The sequence below is a fragment of the Algoriphagus boritolerans DSM 17298 = JCM 18970 genome (assembly GCF_900108085.1).
In the GTDB taxonomy this organism is placed as follows: Bacteria; Bacteroidota; Bacteroidia; order Cytophagales; family Cyclobacteriaceae; genus Algoriphagus; species Algoriphagus boritolerans.
This window is the reverse complement of the sequence record NZ_FNVR01000017.1, coordinates 10,212-34,140: the sequence shown is the minus strand read 5'-3', so window position 1 is coordinate 34,140 and position 23,929 is coordinate 10,212. Positions and strand designations below refer to the sequence as shown.

Annotated in this window: 19 protein-coding genes; 9 read left to right on the top strand and 10 right to left on the bottom strand. The window is 45.0% G+C overall.

Going from position 1 to position 23,929, the window contains the following annotated elements; all coding sequences use genetic code 11:
* From C4S61_RS14215 to C4S61_RS14205, 3 genes are all read left to right on the top strand, one after another.
* A complete protein-coding gene (locus C4S61_RS14215; RefSeq protein WP_103925479.1) occupies positions 1-933 on the top strand; it encodes a 2-hydroxyacid dehydrogenase in 933 nt (310 codons plus the stop codon).
* Between the two features lie 156 nt (positions 934-1,089).
* The gene (greA, locus tag C4S61_RS14210; protein WP_103925478.1) at positions 1,090-1,563 is read left to right on the top strand and encodes a transcription elongation factor GreA; all 474 of its coding nucleotides are present in this window, start codon (positions 1,090-1,092) and stop codon (positions 1,561-1,563) included.
* Between the two features lie 42 nt (positions 1,564-1,605).
* The gene (locus C4S61_RS14205; protein WP_103925477.1) at positions 1,606-1,998 is read left to right on the top strand and encodes an HIT family protein; all 393 of its coding nucleotides are present in this window, start codon (positions 1,606-1,608) and stop codon (positions 1,996-1,998) included.
* A 166-nt stretch (positions 1,999-2,164) separates the two neighbouring features.
* Here the strand turns inward: C4S61_RS14205 and C4S61_RS14200 are convergent, their stop codons facing one another.
* Complete coding sequence (locus C4S61_RS14200) at positions 2,165-2,908, bottom strand: 3-keto-disaccharide hydrolase (RefSeq protein WP_103925476.1); 744 nt, start codon at positions 2,906-2,908, stop codon at positions 2,165-2,167.
* A 103-nt stretch (positions 2,909-3,011) separates the two neighbouring features.
* Between C4S61_RS14200 and ypfJ the strand changes: the two genes are divergently transcribed.
* Positions 3,012-3,911 carry a KPN_02809 family neutral zinc metallopeptidase gene (gene ypfJ / locus C4S61_RS14195; protein WP_103925475.1) on the top strand — a complete coding sequence of 300 codons (900 nt, stop codon included), beginning with the start codon at positions 3,012-3,014 and terminating at the stop codon, positions 3,909-3,911.
* A 166-nt stretch (positions 3,912-4,077) separates the two neighbouring features.
* Here the strand turns inward: ypfJ and C4S61_RS14190 are convergent, their stop codons facing one another.
* On the bottom strand, positions 4,078-5,304 hold the full coding sequence (locus C4S61_RS14190) for an Nramp family divalent metal transporter (RefSeq protein ID WP_235009999.1): 1,227 nt from the start codon (positions 5,302-5,304) through the stop codon (positions 4,078-4,080).
* A gap of 89 nt (positions 5,305-5,393) precedes the next feature.
* Here C4S61_RS14190 and C4S61_RS14185 point away from each other — a divergent pair, with 89 nt between their 5' ends.
* The 4 genes from C4S61_RS14185 (at position 5,394) to C4S61_RS14170 (ending at position 10,601) form a co-directional block, all read left to right on the top strand.
* Complete coding sequence (locus tag C4S61_RS14185; protein WP_103925474.1) at positions 5,394-6,410, top strand: alpha/beta fold hydrolase; 1,017 nt, start codon at positions 5,394-5,396, stop codon at positions 6,408-6,410.
* The gene (locus tag C4S61_RS14180) at positions 6,400-7,641 is read left to right on the top strand and encodes a DNA recombination protein RmuC (RefSeq protein WP_103925473.1); all 1,242 of its coding nucleotides are present in this window, start codon (positions 6,400-6,402) and stop codon (positions 7,639-7,641) included. The genes C4S61_RS14185 and C4S61_RS14180 overlap by 11 nt, the downstream gene beginning before the upstream one ends.
* Positions 7,642-7,802: 161 nt before the next feature.
* Positions 7,803-9,149: a Trk system potassium transporter TrkA gene (gene trkA, locus C4S61_RS14175; RefSeq protein WP_103925472.1), complete on the top strand. Its 1,347-nt coding sequence runs from the start codon at positions 7,803-7,805 to the stop codon at positions 9,147-9,149.
* A gap of 3 nt (positions 9,150-9,152) precedes the next feature.
* Positions 9,153-10,601, top strand: a complete 1,449-nt coding sequence (locus C4S61_RS14170) for a TrkH family potassium uptake protein (RefSeq protein ID WP_103925471.1) — start codon at positions 9,153-9,155, stop codon at positions 10,599-10,601.
* Positions 10,602-10,823: 222 nt separating this feature from the next.
* On the opposite strand, the gene C4S61_RS14165 is transcribed toward C4S61_RS14170, so the two are convergent.
* Positions 10,824-13,283, bottom strand: coding sequence for a ligase-associated DNA damage response DEXH box helicase (locus tag C4S61_RS14165; RefSeq protein WP_103925470.1), 2,460 nt, complete (start codon positions 13,281-13,283; stop codon positions 10,824-10,826).
* A complete protein-coding gene (locus tag C4S61_RS14160; RefSeq protein WP_103925469.1) occupies positions 13,273-14,865 on the bottom strand; it encodes an ATP-dependent DNA ligase in 1,593 nt (530 codons plus the stop codon). Before C4S61_RS14160 ends, C4S61_RS14165 begins: the two co-directional genes overlap by 11 nt.
* A gap of 130 nt (positions 14,866-14,995) precedes the next feature.
* Here C4S61_RS14160 and C4S61_RS14155 point away from each other — a divergent pair, with 130 nt between their 5' ends.
* Positions 14,996-15,514 (top strand): hypothetical protein, encoded by a 519-nt coding sequence (locus C4S61_RS14155; protein ID WP_103925468.1) that lies wholly within the window; start codon positions 14,996-14,998, stop codon positions 15,512-15,514.
* 69 nt (positions 15,515-15,583) lie between these two features.
* Here C4S61_RS14155 and C4S61_RS14150 read toward each other — a convergent pair whose 3' ends face one another.
* The 6 genes from C4S61_RS14150 to C4S61_RS14125 all read right to left on the bottom strand — a co-directional run bounded on the left by C4S61_RS14150 (position 15,584) and on the right by C4S61_RS14125 (position 23,491).
* Positions 15,584-16,180 carry a hypothetical protein gene (locus C4S61_RS14150; RefSeq protein ID WP_103925467.1) on the bottom strand — a complete coding sequence of 199 codons (597 nt, stop codon included), beginning with the start codon at positions 16,178-16,180 and terminating at the stop codon, positions 15,584-15,586.
* A 38-nt stretch (positions 16,181-16,218) separates the two neighbouring features.
* Positions 16,219-18,579: a TonB-dependent receptor gene (locus C4S61_RS14145; protein ID WP_235009997.1), complete on the bottom strand. Its 2,361-nt coding sequence runs from the start codon at positions 18,577-18,579 to the stop codon at positions 16,219-16,221.
* A 212-nt stretch (positions 18,580-18,791) separates the two neighbouring features.
* Positions 18,792-19,226 carry a hypothetical protein gene (locus C4S61_RS14140; RefSeq protein WP_103925466.1) on the bottom strand — a complete coding sequence of 145 codons (435 nt, stop codon included), beginning with the start codon at positions 19,224-19,226 and terminating at the stop codon, positions 18,792-18,794.
* Between the two features lie 68 nt (positions 19,227-19,294).
* Positions 19,295-20,476, bottom strand: a complete 1,182-nt coding sequence (locus tag C4S61_RS14135; RefSeq protein WP_103925465.1) for a class I SAM-dependent rRNA methyltransferase — start codon at positions 20,474-20,476, stop codon at positions 19,295-19,297.
* Complete coding sequence (locus C4S61_RS14130; protein WP_103925464.1) at positions 20,463-21,860, bottom strand: sodium:solute symporter family protein; 1,398 nt, start codon at positions 21,858-21,860, stop codon at positions 20,463-20,465. The genes C4S61_RS14135 and C4S61_RS14130 overlap by 14 nt, the downstream gene beginning before the upstream one ends.
* 11 nt (positions 21,861-21,871) lie before the next feature.
* Positions 21,872-23,491 (bottom strand): ABC-F family ATP-binding cassette domain-containing protein, encoded by a 1,620-nt coding sequence (locus C4S61_RS14125; protein WP_103925463.1) that lies wholly within the window; start codon positions 23,489-23,491, stop codon positions 21,872-21,874.
* Positions 23,492-23,929 lie beyond the last annotated feature (438 nt).

Sequence of the window (23,929 nt, the reverse complement as noted above, 5' to 3'; positions counted from 1 at the left end):
ATGAAAATCCTGATAATTGACGAAATGCACCCGAGCATAGTGCCAATGCTTTCCAAGCAGGGGCATCAAGTAGCGTATTTTCCCAAGATCACCCGAGCCGAAATTCTGGAAACCGTAGCTGAATTTGAAGGGATGATTATCAGGTCCAAAACCCCCATGGATCGGGAGCTCCTGGAAAAGGCCGTCAACCTGAAGTTTATCGGAAGGGCTGGTGCGGGGTTGGATCAGATCGATCTGGATTATATGGTCGAGAGAGGAGTCAAGCTCTTTCATGCTGCAAAAGGCAACAGGGATGCTGTCGCCGAACATGCAGTTGGAGGCTTGTTGACACTTTTAAATCAACTCATCAAAGCTGACTCCGAAGTAAGAAAAGGAATCTGGGATAGGGAAGGAAACCGGGGTCATGAGCTCAAGGGAAAAACCGTGGGGATCATGGGCTTTGGCAATATGGGTCGTGCTTTTTCCAAGCGATTGAGTGGCTTTGGAGTTAAAATCCTGGCCTACGATAAATACAAGGTGGACTTCGGATCCGATGCTGTGCAGGAAGTCATCTGGGAAAAACTTAAATCCGAAGCGGATATTCTGAGCATTCATGTGCCACTCACTGCTGAGACCCGTAATTTCTTCACTTTGGAAGAATTGGTCAGCTTTGCCAAGCCTTTTTGGCTGATCAATACTGCAAGGGGAGAAGTGATTAGTTTTGCTACGCTGAATACCGCATTGGATCAGGGAATCTTACGTGGGGCGGTTTTGGACGTGCTGGAAAATGAGAAGTTTAAGCACTTTTCTCCGGAGCAAAAAGCTGAATTTCAAAAACTCGCTCAACGCGAAAATGTGATCTTTTCGCCGCATGTCGCAGGATGGACTTTTGAGTCTTATGAGAAAATCAACAAGGTGCTGGCAAAAAAGATACGAAAGGCCTTCAGTGAATGAAATATGGCTTTTTGAAAAGCAGGAACAATTTTTTAGACTTGCTTTGTCGGAAACCTTTCTTATCTTTGAGCATAAAATAAGCGAAAAAGCAAAGTAACGGTCTCCACCACGTGACCGTTACTTTGTTTTTTGTGCCTTTCGAAAAGAATTAAAGCTATGTCAAAAGTACAATATTACACCGAAGAGGGACTTAAGAAATTGAAAGACGAACTTCAGGAATTGAAGGGGAAAGGTCGACAGGATATTGCAAGGCAAATCGCCGAAGCGAGAGATAAAGGTGACCTGAGTGAAAACGCCGAATACGATGCCGCCAAAGATGCGCAAGGGCTATTGGAACTTAAAATCGCCAAACTGGAAGCTGTCGTTGGAAATGCCAGAATCCTGGATAATTCACAAATGGATACGTCCAAAGTCGGAATTCTTTCCACAGTGAAAATCAAAAACGTAAAGAATGGAATGACTGTAAGCTACAAGTTGGTTTCAGAAGAAGAAGCCGACCTGAAAGCTGGGAAAATCTCCCTGGCTTCTCCTTTTGGCAGAGGTTTGGTTGGCAAAGTCATTGGCGATATTGCTACTATCAATGCCCCGGCAGGAGAACTACAGTTTGAAATCCTGGATATTACCTATTAATCACCTGTCCCGGATTTTTCCGGGATTTTTTTTGCGAAAAATATGGCAACCATCTTCACCAAAATCATCAATCGGGAAATTCCCGCGCAAATCATCAGCGAGGACGAGCATCACATCGCATTTTTGGATATCATGCCTTTGGTAAAAGGCCATGTACTCGTGGTACCCAAAAAAGAGGTAGACTACATCTTCAACATGGAGCCAAATGAGCTGGCAGGACTTCATCTTTTTGCGCAGCAAGTGGCCAAAGCCATGGACAGAACGATCAAGTGCACCCGCATCGGTGTGGCCGTCATTGGACTGGAAGTTCCCCATGTACACATTCATTTAGTACCCTTAAGGACGATGGATGATATCAATTTTACCCGACCAAAATTGAAGCTTACAGCTGAGGAATTGGCGGAGGTCGCGGATACGATTAGAGGGGGATTTTAGGAAGAAGTGATCAGTCGCAGTGAAGATTGTGTAAGTCGTGAGGGGTAAGTTGTCTACAGACGATTAAACTCTGCCATTTCAGCTTTCAAACTTTATACTTCATACTTACAATCTGCCCACTGTGTCTGAATACATTGATCACTGATCACAGTCCGTTGAAAACCAATCACTTCACCGGTTTGATCCAAATATTCCGATACAACACCTCGTGTCCTTCAGCCTGAAGCTTCAATCCTCCCGGAGTATCTGTAATCCCTTTTCCACCGTCATTTCCTCCATCAATTCCTGAGTTTGGACCCCCCCATACCTGCTGGATTTCCACATCATCGTGAATTTTTACTCCGTTGAAATGGATGGTAACCCGAGCCTTTTCAGTCAACTGACCATTTACAAATCGCGCTGCGCGGAATTTAATGTCATAGGCATTCCAATTCCCCGTGCCATTGTATTCTTCGGATGTTGGAAGATGCTCATTGATCACTGCGGCCAAGCCATGCAGGCCGTAGTCTCCATCCAAGATTTGGATTTCGTACCGGTTTTGAAGATAGACTCCGCTGTTGCCACCCTCTTTTTTGATCAAAAACTCCACATGGGCTTCGAAGTCACGAAACTCATCCTTGGTCACAATATCTGCGGCACCATATTTTCCTCCCGCTCCTGCAGGATCGTTGCTGCTGATTGCTTTGCCACCGTCTACCGGATCGGTCACTTCCGGCCATTTGATGGGCATCTCAGCCGAAAAGCGTGGGCCTTCCCAGTATTTCCAGTTTTTATGTAATGATTTGGCTGTGCCATCCAGGTATACTTTTGCACCTTTTGGGGCTTTTGTTCCTAAATAAGAAGCCTCCTGTGCCGTTACAGACACGGAAATTAGAAGTGCCAGTGCACTCACGATAAGTTTGAGGGTCATAGGTTTTGGGTTTTTTAAATAATTATTTCTGAAAATCCATTTTAATGGTTTTTCCAGCTTTCAATTTGGTTAATTTTAACCTAATTCTAATCTTTTATACAGTATGAAATGGCAAGGAAGAAGACAAAGCTCCAATGTAGATGACAGACGGGGACAAGGTGGTCCAAAAATGGGAGCAGGTGGTTTTAATCCATTGCTCTTAGGTCCATTGTTGAAACTTCTTTTTTCCAAAACCGGGATGATCATCGCGGGCATTTTTATAGTTGGGTCGATTGTGATGGGATACAATCCGCTCAATCTATTAAGTGGATTAATTACAGGGGGTGGTCAGGGCTTTACCACTGAATCCAATTACACTCCGACTGCCGAAGAGGATGAATTGGCCCAATTTTCGGCTACCATCCTAGCAGATACCGAAGTGGTTTGGAATGAGTTGTTGCAAGATTATCGAGAACCTACTTTAGTGCTGTATACCGGTTCGGTTTCATCTGCCTGTGGGTCAGCATCGAGTGCGACTGGCCCGTTTTATTGTCCTGCTGATGAGAAATTGTACATTGACTTGAGCTTTTTTGAGGATATGGAATCCAAACTCCGGGTCGGGGGTGATTTTGCTTATGCCTATGTGATTGCGCATGAAGTAGGTCATCATATCCAAAAAATCATGGGAATCACAGATGAAGTTCACAGTCTTCGGGGAAAAGTCAGTGAAAAGGAATATAATCTAAATTCAGTCCGGTTGGAGCTTCAGGCTGATTTTCTAGCTGGGGTGTGGGCGCATCATAGTCAGCGAAATGTAGGAATGATGGAAGCAGGAGATTTGGAAGAAGCGCTGAATGCAGCCAATGCAATTGGCGATGACAGACTGCAGAAACAATCCACAGGACGGGTAGTACCTGACTCTTTCACTCATGGCACCTCAGCCCAGCGGATGAAATGGTTCAGAAAAGGATTTGATACCGGAGATTTGAAGCAGGGAGATACCTTCAGCACGAGGGACCTCTAAGTCAAAAACTTTCTCACTATTTAAGGAAGTTGAGGGAATTGAGGTTTTATATTCTATGTTGTCTTGCGTCTTCAGGCGCTGGACACATTCCTTTTTTTTCGCAAATGCTGCTTTCGGAAAAGCGCCCTAGCACAGCCCTCTAAATTTCCTTAATGCTTGAATAACCTTAAAACCAGCCAAATACTGTCCCGATACTCTTCAACCCCAAAATCAAGGTGATCAGCCAAATACATCCTGCAATCCCGGTGGCCAAGGGGCGGTTTCGATGCAAGCCGAGTACGGAATTTTGCGAAGCAATCCAGATAATCCAAGCACTGATTACAGGTAAAAGGACTCCATTTGCGAGCTGGGCAAGGGTGATCAGTTGCACAGGCTTAATCCCAAATGAAGAGAACAAAAGCCCCAATCCAACAATTGCTCCCATGCTCAAGCGCATGGGGTTGGACTTGATCTCCTGATCCCAATCCATAATGCCACACACTACAAATCCTGCAGCAAGCGGTGCTGTGAGACAAGAAGTCAGACCGGCTGCCAACAAACCAAAGCCCATCATGTACCCGGCGAAACTTCCAAATACAGACTCTAATCCTTTGGAAACGTCAATTGCTGAGGTGATTTCGGTACTCGTGTTTGCAGCACCGACCATGAGAATGGCCATCGAGACGACTCCACCAAAAATCACCGAAACAGCTATATCCCTTCGCATCAGGGGGAGGTCTGCTTCATTTTTCCATCGTTTTTTTACCAATGCCGCATAAAGAAATAAGTTATAAGGAACCACAGTAGTGCCAATCAGTGCCACTAAAGTAGGGATTTCAGCTTCTTCCCACTTTGGGATAAACCCTGCTAAAAGTGAAGAAAGGTCGGGTTTGGTCAGGATGGCGGTAATCGAAAATGCCAAAGACATTAAAATCACCAAACCCACAAGAATCCGTTCCAGGGCTTTGTAGCTTCCCGTCCAGAGCAGTAAAAAAGCAAGTGTTCCCAGAATGAAGTTTCCGAGCTGGAGTTGTAGGCCAAAAAACTCCACGATGGGTGCGTCCCAATAAAAAGCCAATCCCAGGTTTGCGCCGGAGATATTCCCGGATTCGTAGGCAGCATTTCCCATGACTACCGCCAATAGGATTAAAATCATGGAGAATACTCTAAAAACCGGATTTCCGGTTTGATTTCTCAGCAAAGTGCTCAAATCAGAACCGGTGACGATTCCGATTCTGCCTGAGATTTCCTGCAAAATAACAGTTGCCACGATGGAGAGCACCAAAGCCCAAAGTAATGAGAATCCGAAATTTGCTCCGGCCAGGGTGCAGACCGTCACTGTACCCGGACCGATAAATGCTGCTGCAATTAGAGGGCCTGGCCCCAGATTCCGAAAAGGGTTTTTACTGATCAATTCCTTATTTTTTCGGAAAATAGAGAATTGAAAAGAATTTTTGTAGGTTTTGGAGTTAGGTGAATTGGATTAATCGAAAAACACGGGCTATGATTTGGATAAAACGGGTAGGGAAGCTATTGGCTGGTTTGCTTTTGACGTGTGTGTTTTTCTTGCTTTTGCTCTACCGCAGTGATATTTCAGCGGAAGAGATAAATGACAAATATCAAACCCCTCAATCCCATTTTATTGAAGTGGACGGAGTCAATGTACATGTCCGATTTATGGGGGAAGGGGATCCTATTTTTTTACTGCATGGAAGCTTTTCTTCGCTCCACACTTGGGATGTCTGGCAGCAGGAGCTCAGTCCGTATTTTCTGACGATTTCCTTGGATTTTCCCGGTCATGGATTGACTGGGCCTGATGAATTGAAGCGTTATACAGTGGAGGATTACAGTAACTTGGTTCTTGCCTTGGCCGAAAAGCTTAACCTACGGAAATTCCATCTGACGGGGAATTCAATGGGTGGGGCTGTCGCCCTTCAGATTGCTTCGACCCGGCCCGATCAGGTCTTGACGCTGAATCTTGTGGACGCTTCCGGGGCACCCAGGATGGAGACCCGAAGACTCGATTCGACACAAACTTCGAATAGGGGCGGAGGCGCTTGGGTATTTAGTTTGATTAAGAATCCTGTTATTTCAAAAATTTTCCTGAAGTGTACGCCCAAGTTTCTTTTTGCCATGAACATGAAAGAGGTCTATGGTGATCCTTCCAAGATCAAATCGGCGACCACTGACCGCTATTTTGAACTGATGCTGAGGGAAGGAAACAGACAGGCGACTTTGGACCGATTAAGTATTCCAAGAAAATCGTCCGTGGATTTTGAGCGATTGACTATGCCTACTTTGATTCTGTGGGGAGGAAAAGATTCGTGGATTCCTGTTTCTCAAGGGTATGCCTTGGAAAAAGCCATTGCAGGTTCGAATCTGATCATTTTCGATGATGCGGGTCATGTACCGATGGAAGAAATTCCGACGGAATCTGTCGCAGAATATTTATCGTTTTTAGGGGTGGAGGTAAGAAAAAACTACCTTGAAACACCTAAACAAATGGTCTATGCCGACTGATGTTCTTTTGCTAGTAGTACTTGTCATTCAGATTTTTATCATTGGATTGATTTTTTTTAGAAAAAAAAATGAGCAGGAGAAAATCTTCCTTCAATCCGAGCTCGCCCGAATGAGCAAGGAACTTGCCCAGGCTTTGGGCGAAGCCCGAAAAGAATCCAGTGAAAATCTAGCCCAGCAATTTCGTCTCATTTTTGAAAATCAACGGGCAGGCTCCAAGGAGCAAAATGAGTCGCTGCGGGCTTTTGGGGAAGTAGTCCGGTCCACTATGCAAGACTTAAATGCGCTTCAACGTGAAAAATTCGGTCAACTGACGCTCCGACAGGATGAACTCGTCAAAAACACCGAAATGCGCCTCGAAAAAATTCGGGAAACTGTCGACGAAAAGCTTCAAAAAACACTTGAACTGAGGCTAGGGCAATCCTTCGAACTGGTCAGCAATCAGCTGCAGGCGGTACAAAAGGGCCTGGGTGAAATGCAATCTCTCGCCAATGGGGTGGGAGACCTCAAGCGTGTGCTGACCAATGTAAAGAGTCGGGGAATATTGGGTGAATATCAATTACAGGCACTTTTGGAAAACATGCTTGCGCCGGATCAATATATCCTGAATGCAGCGGTTAACGGCACCCGAGATCGGGTGGAGTTTGCCGTGAAGATGCCCGGACAGGATGAGATGGTGCTATTGCCGATGGACTCTAAATTCCCTCAGGAATCCTATTTGCGTTTGGTCGATGCCTATGAACTTGCAGACAAAGCTGCGATCGATTTTTATAGACAGGAATTGATCAAAGCGGTGAAGAAATCTGCTTTGGAAATACAGACCAAATACATTCATCCTCCTGCTACGACAGATTTTGCGATTCTATTTTTACCAGTGGAAAGTCTCTATGCCGAAATTCTACGCGAACCGGGGCTGGCGCAGCAGATCCAGCAGGATTTTAAAGTAATCGTAACCGGGCCTACTACCCTGTCCGCGATTTTAAATTCGCTTCAAATGGGGTTTCGGACGCTAGCGATTCAAAAAAGGAGTTCGGAGGTTTGGCAGGTACTCGGTGCAGTCAAAACCGAGTTTGGAACCTTTGGTCAGCTTTTGGAAAAAACCCAACAGAAAATTCACGAGGCGAATTCTGAGTTGGATAAGTTGGTAGGAGTGAGAACACGGGTGATTCAGCGAAAGTTGAAAGAAATTCAGGAGCTTCCTGATAAAGAGAGTAAAAAATTGCTGGAAGACTAAGCAAATGACCGGTTTGGAAAAAATTGAAATAATATTGGATTTGATACCCCCTATTTTTATACCTTTTGGGTCATTTTGCAAAAGAAATATGCTTAAGGACTGAAAATCATTCAGAAAGCATCTATTTTTGCCACCCTTTCAGATTACTCTTAAATACTTCTATGGGGCTGCACATTGTAATTGCCGGAGCCGGAGACATGGGTTACCACCTGGCCGAGCGATTAAGTTTTGATAATAAAGATATTACCCTCATCGATACCGAGCGAGATGTATTGGATTATGTAGCTTCCAAGCTAGATGTGATGACGATAGAAGGGGATGCGACCTCTCTTGATATCCTACAGCAAGCAAATGTGGATCGTGCAAGTATGGTCCTGGCTGTGACCACCTCGGAAAAAACCAATATCGTGACCGCGGTCTTGGCTAAGCAACTTGGTGCCAAGCGGGTGATGGCGCGAGTTAGAAATCACTCTTATCTCAACGAAGAAAATATTCCTTATTTTAATAATTTAGGAATTGATAATCTGATTTCACCTACCATGCTTTGCTCTCGGGAGATTTTCAATATGATTGAAAATTCGAGTTTCACGGAAGTATTCGACTTTGGTAGCGGGAGATTGAATATAGTCGGAATTACGCTTGATCAGTTTAGCCCCTTGGTAAACCAACGCATCATGGATACCAAGTCCAATCCAATCTATGATGACATCCGCATCATAGCCATTGTCCGCGATCAGAAAACCCTGATTCCCAGAGGAAGTACCATTATTCGTAATAATGATCACGTTTTTTTCATTTCAAACAAGAAAAATACCGAGACGATTCAGGAAGTACTCGGCCAGAAGAAAGTCAAGATCAAGAATATCATGATCATTGGCGGTGATGACATGGCTGTGACTACTGCCATCAAGCTCCAGGATAAGTACCGGGTGACCCTAATCAATAAGGATAAAGAACGCTGTAAATGGCTAGCAGAGCATCTTCCAAATACGCTGGTGATCAACGGGGATTACAAAAATATCGAGCTGCTCGTGGAGGAAGGATTGGAACACATGGATGCGTTTTTGGCATTGACCGAGTCCTCTGAAACCAATATCATTACCAGTTTGTCAGCCAAGAATCACGGTGTGTACAAAACCATTGCGCACGTCGACACGCGGGAATACATTCACATTTCGCACAGTATCGGAGTGGATTCCCTGATAAATAAAAAGCTGGTTGCGGCAAATGAAATCTCCAGGTATTTGAAAAAAGGCACGGTTGAGGCTGTTTCGGGGATTTATGGAGTAGATGCCGAGTTTATTCAGTACAGCGTAAATAAAAATAACAGACTGACCAAACATCCGCTGAGGGAACTGCACTTTCCCGAAACTGCAATAGTGGCGGGAGTGATCCGTGGAGAAGAAGTGTTTATTCCGGACGGAGACTTTTTATTGCATTTGAATGACAAGGCTATAGTTCTTGCCTTGCCTGAGGCTAAGTTGTCACTTGAAAAACTATTCCAATAACGAATGCTCCATTTCAAGGCGATAGGCAAAATCATGGGCGCCCTACTTTTTTTGATAGGGGTTTTGATGCTTCCTGCCGCAGCTATTTCCTGGATTTATCAGGAAAACTCCAATCCGATCATGATCTCGGCTGCGATCTCCCTTTTCATCGGGATGATTGCGTTTTTCTCCTTTTCAAAATATGATCAGTTGGTCAGGAAGCGGGAAGGATACCTGATCGTGGTATTAAGTTGGATTTTCATGACTGGATTTGGGATGCTTCCATTTATCCTTTCCGAGGAGGTTACCTCTATCACTGATGCGCTTTTTGAGACGGTTTCGGGCCTGACGACCACCGGAGCTTCTATTTTGACGGATATAGAAGTCATGCCCAAGGGACTGCTTTTCTGGAGAAGTATGACTCAATGGATTGGTGGCCTGGGGATTATCGTTTTGACGGTTGCCATTTTTCCGCTTTTGGGAATCGGTGGAATTGAGCTTTTCGTAGCAGAATCCCCGGGTCCGACTTCAGATAAGGTGCACCCCAGAATTTCTGAGACAGCGAAGCGACTTTGGTATATTTATGTAGGATTGACCATCGCTGCATCCTTACTTTTTTGGGCTGGAGGGATGACCTTCTATGACGCCATCAATCATGGTTTGACTACAATGGCCACCGGTGGTTTTTCGACCAAAAACGCCTCAATGGCTTACTATGATTCTGCCTTTATTCAATACACGGCAATCTTTTTTATGTTTTTGGCTGGTACCAATTTTACCCTGATTTATTTTGGATTAATCGGAAAGTTTAAAAAAGTGATACGAAGTGATGAGTTCAAAGCGTACTCTTTTGCACTGTTGGCACTTTCACTGATCATTTTTTTGCCGATCTACACGCAGTCCGACATCAGTGCAGAATTTGCATTTCGCAAGGCAGCATTTCAGGTGGTTTCCTTAGTTACGACGACCGGATTCGTGTCCGATGATTATACCCAATATGGAGAGGGAGTAGTATTTGTATGTTTTATGTTGCTCTTTTTGGGTGGATCCGCGGGTTCGACTGCGGGAGGGATAAAGTTTGTACGCCATGTTACCTTTTTGAAAAATTCCTGGCTTGAATTCAAGCGGATTGTTCATCCAAGAGCTGTTGTTTCATTGATTATCAACGGGGAGCGCGTCACAGGAAGAATCATCAACAACATCATGAACTTCCTGTTGATCTATTTGATCACGTTTGTGATAGGGTCAATGATCATCTCGCTTTTGGGTTATGATTTGGCCACTTCACTCGGTTCTGTGGCTACTTGCCTGGGAAACGTAGGGCCTGCAATCGGGCAGGTGGGACCGGTGGATAATTTTGCTTTCTTTTCGCCTGCGGCAAAAGTGGTCTTATCAGTAATGATGCTCTTGGGAAGATTGGAGCTCTTTACGATTTTGATCTTGTTTACGCCGTTTTTCTGGAGGGCGAATTAGGTTGGTCTATTTGCTTCTCTTTTTTATTTCTTGGATATCTACAAGATCTTGGGCTTCGAAGTCAGGAAATAGTATCATCCTTTCAGTTTAATCCTTTGAAAATATTTCCATTTCTCGTAGACTTCTATTTTTTCCAAATGACAACTACTACGCGTTTTCATGCTTTTATTTTCGGATCTATTTCATTTTTAATCGATAAACCAAAAATATTGGTCAAATTTTTTAATCGATCACCTCAAACTGCGCCATAATCTTAGCCACTTTATCCTCTATTGTTTCGGAAGAAATGTTGGTTCGGCTGAGTCTGTCTACCATGATCGGGAAAGAAAACGGCGTAAACTGCACCGGATGCCTGACCACAATCTTTTTTTGATTGAGCTTTCGCAATGCCTGATAAAACATGTCCTGCTCCATCTGCTGATTGAGTGCTTCCTGCTTGGCTTGCTTCAGCAGAAGATTATCCGGATCGTATTGCTCAAAAACCTGATAAAGCAATCCGGAATTTGCCTGAATGTGCTTAAAAGTCATGGGCTTGCCGGGATAGCCCTGAAACACCAACCCTGCGATACTGGCGATCTCCCTAAATTTCCGACGTGACATTTCACTTTCATTCACGCAGTGAAGTATATCCTCTTCGATATTTTCCATGGAGAAAATGTCCTCTTCCAAGATGTCTTCAGCGGTTATTGCTGAGTCAGTCAGCAACTCAAACCCATAGTCATTCATCGCCATATTGAATGAAATCGGGAAATTCAGGGAAATGCGATATGCAATCAAGGCACTCATCAGCTCGTGCATCATGCGCCCCTCAAATGGATAGAAAAACAGGTGATAGCCTTCCTTGCTTCGATGGGATTCAATCAAAAAGGTGTTCTGATCCGGCACAATGGAGAGCTTATCCTGTAGGTCCAGAATCGGTAAAACCCTTCTCACTTCCTCGGATTTGATGATTCCTGAATTGTATTCCTGAAAAATCTGTAGAATCTTGTCTGAAAGCATGGAGGAGAGGGACATTCTTGCGCCCATCCAACTGACCACATTGCTGGTTTTCTTTTCGGAGAGTTTGACAAAAGCATTCAAATCTTTGACCTGAATTAATTCCAAAGGTCTTCCGGCAAAGAAAAAGCGATCACCGATTTTCATTTTTGCAATAAAATACTCCTCAACTGTCCCGAGGTAAGCACCGTTTTTAAACTTCACTTTCAGCATCGCATCGGAGACAATCGTACCCATACTCAGCCGATGCTTCATCGCAATTCGCTTGCTTTTGACCTTGTACAATCCGTCATCATCCAGACTGACTTTCAAAAAGTCTTCGTAATTGCCCAGCGAATTTCCTCCTTTGGTGATAAAGTCCATCATCCAGTTCATCTCTTCCTTGGTAAGTTGGGAAAAAGAGGCCGCACGCTTCACAACTGCAAAAATTTGATCCGGGTCAAACCCGTTACCTACTGCCAGCGTCACCAAAAATTGAATCAGCACATCATAAGGCAACTGTGGCGTAAACTGGGACTCCATTTCTTCCTTTTCAATGGCATCACGTAGCGCAGCAGCTTCGATGAGTTCCAGGGAATGGGTCGGAACAAAAAAGATCTCAGAGGGCAAACCCGGTTGGTGGCCTGCCCGACCTGCACGCTGGACAAAGCGCGAGACACCTTTTGGACTGCCTACCTGAATCACCCGATCAACAGGCCTAAAATCCACTCCCAAATCTAAGCTTGAGGTACACACAACCAGTTTCAATTTCCCTTCATGCAGCGCATTTTCGACCCAGGCTCGGACAGAATTGTCCAGCGAACCGTGATGCATCGCAATCCAACCCGCCCAGTCGGGTCGGGCTTCCAGTATTTTTTGATACCAAATCTCGGTTTGAGAGCGGGTATTGGTGAAAAGCAAAACAGTCCGTCCTGCCTCAATGATGGGAATGACCTGATCCATCATGCGGATGCCCAAGTGACCGTGCCAAGGGTATTTTTCGATTTCTTCCGGGAAAACGGAGCGGATCAAAATCTCTTTCGCAACCTTGGCTTTCACAATATGCAGCGGGAGATTTTCTCCCAAAAGCGCCTTGGAAGCATCCTGTAGATTACCTATCGTCGCCGAAACAGCCCACCTTCTAAAAGTCCCGGGACAAATCGACTGAATGTATTCCAAAGCCAACTGCACCTGCACGCCACGCTTATTGCCCACCAATTCATGCCATTCGTCCACGACAACTGCTTGGATCGATTGAAATAAATCCTTGTGGTCTTTTTGGGAGATCAGGACATGCAGTGTCTCAGGTGTGGTGATTAGACACTCGGGTGGATTTCGCTTCATTGCAGCCCGGGTTTTGGTGTCGGTATCCCCATTTCTTACCATCACTTGCCAGGGTAGTCCGATCACCTCGCAGACTTCCTGCATGGCTTTTTGGATGTCTTGGGACAAAGCTCGAAGCGGGGTGACCCAGATCAGTTGAATTCCGTTTTTTTGAGGTTTTTGCCAAGTATGGGGATTTTTTTGGATGTATTCCAAAAGGACAGGAAACCAAAGGGCGAATGTCTTTCCCGAACCTGTAGGCGCATTGAGCAGTCCGGATTTTCCGTCCAAATAATCCTTCCAAGTCTCAATTTGGAAGGGAAAAGGAGTCCAGCCCTTTTTCTCAAAATAGTCCAATCCGACCGCAAGTCGCTTATCCTCCATAGGTTTTCAACAAGGCTTTCAGATCATCCAAAGTGTTGGCTTCTTCCTTGGGTTTGTCTTTGCGCCAGCGCAATATTCGCGGAAACCGCAGTGCAATCCCACTTTTGTGACGGGGACTGTCCTGAATTCCTTCAAAGGCAATCTCAAAAACCAGTTCCGCTTTTACCGTGCGGACTGGACCAAAGCGTTCTCGCGTATTTTTCTTCACAAAAGCGTCCACTTCCCGCATCTCTGCGTCGGTAAGTCCAGAATATGCTTTGGCAAAAGGAACTAGGTTATCTCCTTCCCAAACCGCAAACGTATAATCGCTGTACAGGTCTGCCCGTCGTCCATGGCCTTTTTGGGCATAGATCATTACTCCGTCGATGGTCAGCGGTTCGATTTTCCATTTCCACCAGCCGCCACGCTTTCTTCCCGCTTCGTAGCTGGAGTCTTTTCGTTTTAGCATCAGGCCTTCGGCCAAATGTTCTCTGGAAAGGGAACGGATTTGTCTCAATTCCTCCCAGGAGGCTGCTTGTATCAAGTGAGGTAGTTGCAATCGCTCATGCGGAAATGCTTGATGAAGCCGTTCCAAATGACTTCGGCGCTGTTGAATCGGAAGATGTCGAATATCATTTCCTTCAAATTCTAAAAGGTCATATGCCAAAAGGCTGACCGGAGCTTCTTGGAGCTGTTTTTTGCTGAGGTTTTTTCTTCCAATCCGAGTTTGAAGGAGTGAAAAGGGCAGGGGTTCGCCATCCCGAAACGCCATAATTTCCCCATCGATCACCGTGCCGTTGGGGAGAGATTCTGCTAGTTCCAGCAGTTCCGGAAACTTGTCATTGACCAATTCCTCACCCCGACTCCAAAGGAAGGTTTCCCCATTTCTGCGAATGAGCTGTCCGCGAATTCCATCCCATTTCCATTCGGCTTGCCAGTCGCTGATATCCCCCAATTCTTGAGGATCGGTTTCCAGCGGATGAGCAAGGAAAAACGGATAGGGCTTGGAACTGTCCAGCTTCAGCTCCTGAGCGTCAAACAAAGCAGAGAAACTGACCTGCCGGGGATCCCAATTTCCCATCAGGGCATGTGCAATATTGGACTTGTCGAGTTGAAGTACTTTGGCGAGTGCCTGACTCATCAAACTCTGACTGACTCCAATCCGGAATCCTCCAGTGATGAGTTTATTGAAAATAAAGCGCTCGGTTCGGTCCAATTGAAACCAAGCCGCTTGGATTTTCTCCTTTTTGGCTTGTTCAGGAAGCTTTTCTAACTCTTGTAAAAAACAGATCCATTGACTCAAGTTCTTATCATTTTCCGAAGTGGGTAATGGTAGAAGCAGGGCAATCGTCTCTGCCAAATCTCCGACCGCATGATAAGATTCATCAAAAAGCCAATCTGGGATTTGGGCGAGTTCCTGGCACCATTCCCGAAGCTGTTTGGTGGAAATTTGCCGTTTTGGACGACGATGGGAAAATATTGCGACGGCCCAAGTCTTCTCCTCGTCAGCTGATTTCTCAAAAAAATCAACCAAAGCATCCACTTTGTCGCCGGTTTTATTGCTCTGGTCGAGTTTGGTGATCAGTTCGGCAAAGTGCTTCATGGTTCAAGAAGAATGGAAAATTGTGGGATTGGTGACTTTGGACACCAAGTTTATGCCTGAAAATGATAAATTTAAATCCGAATAAAACAGGAAGCGGAAGCTTTTCGTTACTTCATCAAACTCCATACAAATGAAAAAGTTACTCTTTGGATTATTGATCTCAATGGGGCTTGCTTCCTGTAGAGATATAAATGAACCTATCGACTATACTGGAAGAGAACTCAAATACACACTACATCAATCGAGTGAATTTGACTATACGGGAATTTTAACCATTCGTGAATATCCAAATAAAGAAATAGAGTTGGATATCCAACTTATTTGGGAAGGGTCACGGAACGCTAGCATAAATTTTCCGGCGCATTTGCATTTTGGAAGCTATGATACTCCTGATGCGCCAATTGCGGTAATGTTGAATCCTGTCAACTCAATGAGTTTGAGATCTGCGACCCGAATCGAAGAACTTTCGGATGGAAGCAGGTTGGATTTTGAATCATTCCAAAATTTCGATGGACATGTCAAAGTACATTTAGCAAGTGAGGGTCCAGACTATAAGGTGATTTTAGTCGCTGGAAATGTAGGGTCAAACTTTAATTCCGAGCTGGGTTTTGATCCTTCCAAGATTGCTATTTGCGATAAAGGCTATTGACCTGAAAAATAGATGAAGCAAGAAAGGCAGCCCAATTGAGCTGCCTTTTCTGTTTATTTCGAATTCGGATTAATTGATCACAACTGGGAAAGTGATATCCAGATCTGTTTCTCCTCCAGCTTGAACAAAATTGGCAAAATTAGGGTTGGTCGCGCCAGGGAAGTTTTTGTCGAGATCATGTCTCAATACTACTTGCATTTGCGTGTTGTTAGTTCCTGGAGAGGAGGAGACGCTAAGGATATTCTGCAACCCAATCAAATCTCCACTTGGGTCGTCATAGGAAATAGAAAGGATGTTACTTGTGAAAGCCGATCCAAGAAAGTAGAACTGATGCACATCTGCTTCTGCTAGAATTTCCTCTGTGATGTCTTCATCTTCAATGCCGTTGTAGACTGCAATTGTCATTCGGTAAGTTTTTCCTCTTGTCAACGTAACAGGCTGGATGATTGGTGAAGAGCCCACTTCGATCCCCTCAGGATCACTTGCTTTGAATGAGGTAACCAATCCCATTGGATTGCCAGTTGCGTCTAATTCCTGAAAATTCAATGTTACCTCAGTGATTACTTCACCGTCATTCTCCTCCTCGGGATCATTACTTTCGCAGGATGCAAATCCGAGGGCAAGAACACCAAACAGGTAAATAGGCAATTTTCTTAAATCCTTCATCGTTTTAATTGTTAAAATTGATAGTTTAGTTTAATTGGTTAGAATTTGTAGTTGAGTTTGATTAAGAAATTGCGCCCCATATCAGCAGAGAAGTAGCGAAACCGGTTCATGTATTCCTTGTATTCGGTATTGAATAGGTTATTGATCTGAAATCCAATATTCAATTGGTTTTTAGATACTTGTATTTTTTTTTGATAGCCAAAATTAAATAAAGTATAAGCAGGTGGAGCTGCTGCCAAATCAAAATCAGGTTCCCGTTTTTGTCTGGCTACCACTAGGTTTCCTACTGTGATTCGATCGGAGTTTGGATTTGATTCCCTGCCCAATGCATAAGAAAATCCCCAATCCATTCTGTCCGAAGGAATAAAAGGGAAATAATTCCCCTCATCCGTATTCTTGGCTCGAATGATCGATCCTTTCAGGTAGCCATTAAGTCGATCTGAAAAGGTATAGCTGCCAGACAGGTCAAACCCATAGAAGAACGCATCTGCCTGCAGATACTCATACACATTAAACGTACCACGAAGGGAGACAAAGGTTTCCCCGGTCGGACTTAAGTAGATGTAGTTTTTGATCTGATTGGCGTAGGCAGTGAATTCCACCAATGCTTTTTCAGATTCATATTCCAGTCCGTTGACCCATTTGAGAGAATTCTCCGATACCATAGTTGGATCTCCTATTTCCACCGCAGCGGCTCCATGATGAAGCCCTTGACTGAAGAGCTCATTCACATTCGGTGGTCTCCATGCCGTACCCAGATTACTTGTAAATGCGAAATTTGGGCTCAACTGATATAATCCTCCTGCAAATGCTGAGAAATTTTGATAGCTCAAATCAGCTTCCTGTAATTCTCCCTGCACAAATCTTGCAGCGCTTAATGTCCTGTAATCGTATCGCGCACCCACTTCTATTTCCAATGGACCTTTTAGGTACTTTTCCATGGCATAGAGGCCGGCATTGAACATGTCGTAGTTGGGAATCAACGGAGTCACGCCGGTACCGGGGATGTTGTTATTGGCCTGCTGAATCACATTGACACCAAAGGAACCACTCCAATTGGACTTTAGATTATGATCCAAAAACAGGTCAATCGTGTTGGTGAAAAGCTGCAGATCCAGGCTGGGTCTGGCATTCAAATCCCCCCTTCTCCGATCGTATTCTTCCCGATTATTGAGCTGGAAACCGTACTGAAAGTTGAGTTTCCACTCTGGATTCAGGTGGTAATGTGACTTGATTTTGGCCAGGTGATGTGCGACTACTTGCCTGGGATTGTTGATTTGGTAGCTAAACTCCGGATTTGAAAATGGCCGGCCATTTTCAATGATTTCTGTTAGATCGCTGAGGTTTCCTGTGTGCGCATCTCTCAGGATGCCGAGTTCGGTGTTGAAAAAGCTGTAGTAAGCTTCCACTCCGAGTTTTTTGGAGCTATAGCCTACAGATCCTGAAAAGTTGTACTCCGACATCCCCGTATTGGCCTGAAAATATCCAGGCGACCGCACATTGCCCGCTCTTTTGGCCGAGCCCTGAAGGCGATATCCCAATCCTTTTATTTTTTTAGATCCGCCCTGATGGGAAGCCGAAATATTACCCATTCGACCGTTAGTTGCTCCGAGCAGGTTGATTTCTGTGACATGTTTTTTGGAAGTCGGTAGGGAAGGAGGATTGACCAGGATCACACCCCCCATCGCTTCAGGGCCGAATCTGACGGTCTCTGCACCTTTGATGACCGTGATTTCATCAGCTAGAAAAGGATCTATCTCCGGCGCATGCTCTGCTCCCCATTGCTGTCCTTCCAGTCGGATTCCATTGTTCAGGATCATAATCCGATTGCTGTGCATACCGTGAATGACCGGCTTTGAGATAGTATTTCCCGTAGAAAAAGTCGTTACCCCCGCAATGCGCTTTAAACTTTCCCCTAAGCTTTCACCCCGGGACTGAAGCAAGGCGTCTCCATAGAGTGAACTGACAGCAGTGGTGGTTTGGATGGCCTCCTGATGCCCATGAACCTCCACGCCTCCCAGTTCAAAGGACTCTTCCTCCATTCGGAAGGTTTGCGAAGTGGTATTGCTTGTCAGATTGATCGTTTGCCGGATTTCCTTATGTCCCAAAAATTGAATGGTAACGGTGTAGGTTCCGGGACAAAGATCCCTGACGACGAAATTTCCATTTTGATCAGAGACAGCACCGGTTCTCGTTTCTAGAATCCACACATAAGCAGCCTCGATCGCATTATCATTCTCTTGGTGCAAAACTTTTCCTCTGAGGATAAGATTGCACTGTTGCGCATAGGATTCAATGGCAATGAACGCGAATGCTGCTAGAAAAAGAATGACTCGATAGTGTAACACGGTTGCAAAAGTAATTGCTGCAAAAGAATTAAACCAGAGTTTTTGAAACAAAGTTGCAAAAGGTGTTGAGTGGTTTATGCTGGATGTTGGATGACCGATGATGCAGGGTTTGGGATTTTTCCTGAGTTAAGGTGTGAATGCTGTGCAATGACCACTAAGAGGTCGAACCTTTCAATAGCCACAGGTGCAACCTAGGGAAAATGTCTATTAAAATCCAAAAAAAATCCGGCTGTTAACCGGATTTCAAGGAGTTTGGGATTGAATCAATTCAACCAGTTGGCCCAGGGAATTCTACTCAGGATCAATACAAAACCAATCGCATACATCATGTAAATGCTTCGAAATTTCCCGCGGGAAAGTGATATTTTCTTGGACCTGATGTAACCTACACTGATGATCACAATTGCTAAAATATTGATCAGCGGATGCTCCAGAGCTGTCAGTCTTGCCGCTGAATCAGACATCGCACCGCCAGCGGTAAGCAGTGAAAATCCAACCGGACTGACGAAGTACAGTATCAAACCCACCAACAGCTGAATATGGGAAATGATAAATGCAATCATGGCAATCTTTCGATCTTTTTCGGTGAATTCTCTACCGGAAAGCGAACCGATTAATGCGTAAATAATGACTAAAACCAGCGCAGCTAAGGCGAGATAGGCTATTCCAGAGTGTAAATGTTGGAGTCCGGTATACATGTTGATATGATTTGTTGGGTGAAAATAATGCAAAAGAAAATAGGGAAGCCCTTTATTTGTTTAAAATCTCAATCAATATATAGCACCAAGCCCTTTAGGTACTCCGTTTCCGGATGGAAAATATTGATCGGGTGGTCGGCAGGTTGGGAGAGGTTGTGCAGGATTTTTACTTTTCGCCCTGACTCCATAGCCGCCGCTGCGATGGTATGCGCAAAGAGAATTTTGTCGACCACTTGACTGCAGGAAAAGGTAAAGATGATTCCTCCCGGTTTTATTTTCCTGATCGCTTCCGCATTCAGTCGCTTGTAAGCTTGGACTGCATTGTGTCGGGCTTTGAGATTTTTTGCAAAAGCCGGTGGATCCAAGACAATCAGATCAAAGTCATCGCCGATCTCGCGAATGTACTTAACCACATCAGCCACAATGGATTCGTGCTTTCCGGTGAAGCCTGGGTTTAAGGCCACATTCTGCTCGGTGAGTGCAATGGCTTTGTTGGAAATGTCCACCGAGTGAACTTCCGAAGCGCCTTCATTTAATGCCAACACAGAAAATCCTCCGGAGTAGCAAAAGGTATTCAGCACCTTTTTCCCTTTGGCATAAGTCGAAACCAGTTTCCTATTTTCCCGCTGATCGATGAAAAAGCCGGTTTTCTGGCCTTTTTCCCAATCAATTCGATAGCTCGCTCCGTACTCCTGAACGAGGTCTGTTTCTGCTTTTCCCCAAACCCACTCATTGGATGCAATGCCGAGATTCTTGGGAAGTGTCTCTGCACTCTTGTCGTAGACACCCTTGAGTTTTTCTCCCAAAACCACCTGAAGTGCAGCCGAAATCTCAGGGATGTGTCGGTGCATTCCGATGTGGTGTGCCTGAATGACAGCCGTTCCGTTATAAAAATCCACAATCAAACCCGGAAGCAAATCCCCTTCACCATGGACTAATCGAAAGACATTAGTTTGCTTATTATCAGTGAGTCCAAGGCTTTTTCTTAATTCATAAGCTGAGGCGATTTTATCATTCCAAAAGGTCTGATCGATTTCTCTTTCCTCGAAAGAAATGATCCGAACCATAATGGAACCCTGAGAGAAATGACCGATGCCAAGGAATTCTTCTTTCGCAGAAAAAACAGTCACCAAATCTCCACTTTCCAGTCCAGGATCTGCTTTGGCAATAGCCCCGGAAAACACCCAATGATGGCGACGCTGAAGTGAAAACTCTTTCCCCCGTTGGAGGATTATTTTAGGATAACTCATAAGTTTCTTCGGGCTTGTTTGGGAAAAGATAGCTTCCCGCCACCATCGCAAAGATACTGGCCAAAAGACCAAAAACATGTGATTCAATCGCCAATTCCTGATTATCGCAAATCCAGTACACACTCATACCGATAAACATGGAGAGGAGCGCCCCTGTTTTGGAGGCTTTTTTCCAATAAAGTCCTGCTGTCAACGGTGCAAACAAAGAAACAAGCAGCAGAATCGAGGCACCTGCCACGAGTTCGTAAATATTGGAATCCCGGGAGGCCATGTAGGTCGCAACAAGCGCGACAAACACGACACTACATCTCAAAATCCAGAGAAAGTGAAAATCCCTGAGTTTCTTCCTGAAAATGGGTCGAATCAGATTTTCAGAGATCAAAGCGGCCGGTGCAAGCAAACCTGAACTTGCCGTACTCATGATCGCAGAGATCAAAGCTCCGAAGAAAATGATCTGAACAGGCAAACCCCCATGGGCCAAAACCATCGAAGGAAGCAGCATCTGCTTGTTTTCGAGGTAAAGTTCGGGATAAAGGACTTTTGCGCCAAGTGCAATAAATAAGGGCAAAAGCCCAAAAGTCAGGTAAAATCCTCCGGCGAGGTAGGTGGACTGTACGGCGACTTTTTCGGATTTGGCTGACATCACCCGCTGGTAAATGTCCTGACTGGGAATGCTACCAAGCCCTAAAATAATCCATGCTCCAAAATAATTCAACCAAGAAGTAAACCCCGCATCAGGAAAGAATTGAAAACTTCCCTCGGGAGCTTTGGATAGGATTTCATTTACTCCACCGGCTTCTTGACTGATCATGACCGTCACCCAAAGCAGTCCGATTACAATCATCGCTGTCTGGATAAAGTCCGTGATGGAAATCGCCCACATCCCACCGAGAAAGGTATAAATCACTACAATTCCCGCTGATAAAATGATACCCTGCAAAAGGCTCAATTCGGTGACCGTCCCAAAAATCAAACTCAAGGCCACAAGCTGTGCCGCTACATATCCGAAAAATACGGGAACCATAAAAAGGGTTGCAAAAAACTCCACTTGCTTTCCAAAAGCCTTCTTAAACACGTCTCCGATGGTCAAAACGCCCATCCGATACATCGGACGAAGGTAAAACATGCCAAAAAGGATCAGACAAAGCGCTCCTCCAAAGGGATCTTCCATCACGCCCTGAAGTCCCTCTTCCAAAAATACCGAGGAGGCACCAAAGATCGTCTCCGATCCAAACCAAGTCGCAAAAAGGGCAGAGGCAGAAAGAAAAAGTGGCAGGGATCGCCCTGCCAGCACAAAGTCATTGGAATTCTTCACCAACTTGGAAGCCCAAGCTCCCACAGCAACTGTAATTGCCAAATAGATGATAATTGCAGTGAGCAGCAAGTTCTTACCCGTTAGCTTTTGCCATACATTTTCTCCCGAATGGCTTTAATCTCTTCACTTGCCAGGTAATCATCGTATGGCATTCTGCGATCGATGGTTCCTTTTGGCGTGAATTCTACAATACGGTTTGCTGAAGATTGCACAAATGCGTGATCATAAGAGCTCATGAGCACCGTGCCGGGAAATTCAATGATGGCATTGTTGAAAGCCGTGATCGATTCCAAGTCGAGGTGATTGGTTGGTTCGTCCATGACAAGTAGGTTCGGATTCTGGAGCATCATTCGGGAGATCATGCAGCGGACTTTCTCACCTCCTGAGAGTACGGTGCACTTTTTTAGTGTTTCTTCTCCTGTGAAAAGCATCCGACCCAGGAAAGTCCGTACATAGGCTTCTTCCTGATTGGTGGAGTATTGTCTTAGCCAGTCGATCAGGTTCAAATCTGTTTCAAAGTATTTGGAGTTATCATTTGGCAAATAGGCCTTGTTGATCGTTACGCCCCACTTCATGGATCCTTTGGTTGCCGGGATTTCTTCCATGATCGTCTGGAAGAATTTGTTGACCGCCTGCTTGGTTTTAGAGATAAAAGCGATTTTGTCGCCTTTGTCCACCATGAGATTTACGTCGGTAAAGTAGGTTACCCCATCAGCTTTCAATTCCAGATTTTCAGTCATGAAGATCTGATCTCCCGCTTCCCGCTCCGGCTTAAACAAGATGCCGGGATATTTTCTGGAAGAAGGCTCGATCTCATCGATATTGAGCTTTTCGATCATTTTCTTACGGGCAGTGGCCTGTTTGGACTTGGCTACGTTGGCAGAGAATCGGTCGATGAAATTCTGCAATTCCTTGCGCTTCTCTTCTGCCTTTTTATTGGAATCAGAGCGTTGCTTGAGCGCGAGTTGGGAAGATTCGTACCAGAAGGTATAGTTACCGGAGTAGATTTTGACTTTGCCGAAGTCAATGTCCACAATATGGGTGGACACGATATCCAGAAAGTGTCTGTCGTGAGAAACGACGATCACGATGTTTTTGAAGTCCAACAGGAAGTTTTCCAGCCACTCGATGGTATCTGCATCGAGATCATTGGTAGGTTCATCGAGGATCAGGATATCAGGATTGCCAAAAAGCGCCTGTGCCAGCAGAACCCTTACCTTCTGATTACCGGCCAACTGATTCATCGGCAGGTAGTGCAAGTCTTCAGAGATCCCCAAACCCGAAAGCAGGGAAGCGGCATCGGATTCAGCATTCCATCCGTCCATCTCGGCAAACTCAGACTCCAATTCAGAAGCTCGCAGACCATCTTCCTCAGAAAAGTCCTCTTTTAAATAAAGTGCGTCCTTCTCCGTCATGATCGAATAGAGCTTCTTGTGACCCATGAGCACGGTTTTCAGGACTTCGACTTCGTCAAAAGCAAAGTGGTTTTGGCTCAACACCGCCATCCGCTGTCCTGGAGTGATATTGACCGAACCGGAGGTGGAGTCCATTTCCCCGGAAAGGATTTTCAAAAAGGTGGATTTTCCCGCGCCGTTGGCACCGATCACCCCGTAGCAATTGCCGGGCGTGAACTTGAGGCTGACCTCATCAAAGAGGGTTCGCTTACCAAACTTGAGGGAGAGATTATCTACTGAAATCATAATTGATTGTTAATTCTTTGTTTTTCAGCGGAATACTAGCTGAATAAATCACGGGATGTGTTAAGATGGAATACTTGGCTTGGGTTCAATGAAAAAACCCGAACTGCCTCCGAGTTTTAAGATTGGCAAAGGTAGGGGTAAGAAGAAGAAAAGCCAAGTTTGAGGGAGGGGAAGGGAAATCGATTTTAAAATCTATATCACTCCTTTCGGGGTTTTCTTGCATGTAGGCCCAATCTATGGTATACTAATTTCAGCCATATTGGCTTTTAAATCCCGAAAGGATGAAAGGTTAATAGCTTAGATGTGTTTTTCCAGTAGGATAACCCCAAATGGGTAGCATCTTTTTATAAACGATGTGTGATAACCTTTTCATTAGTTCAACCCCTGTCGGGGTTGTGGGTGCTGCCCAATAAAATACGAATCCACGGGTTTCACCCG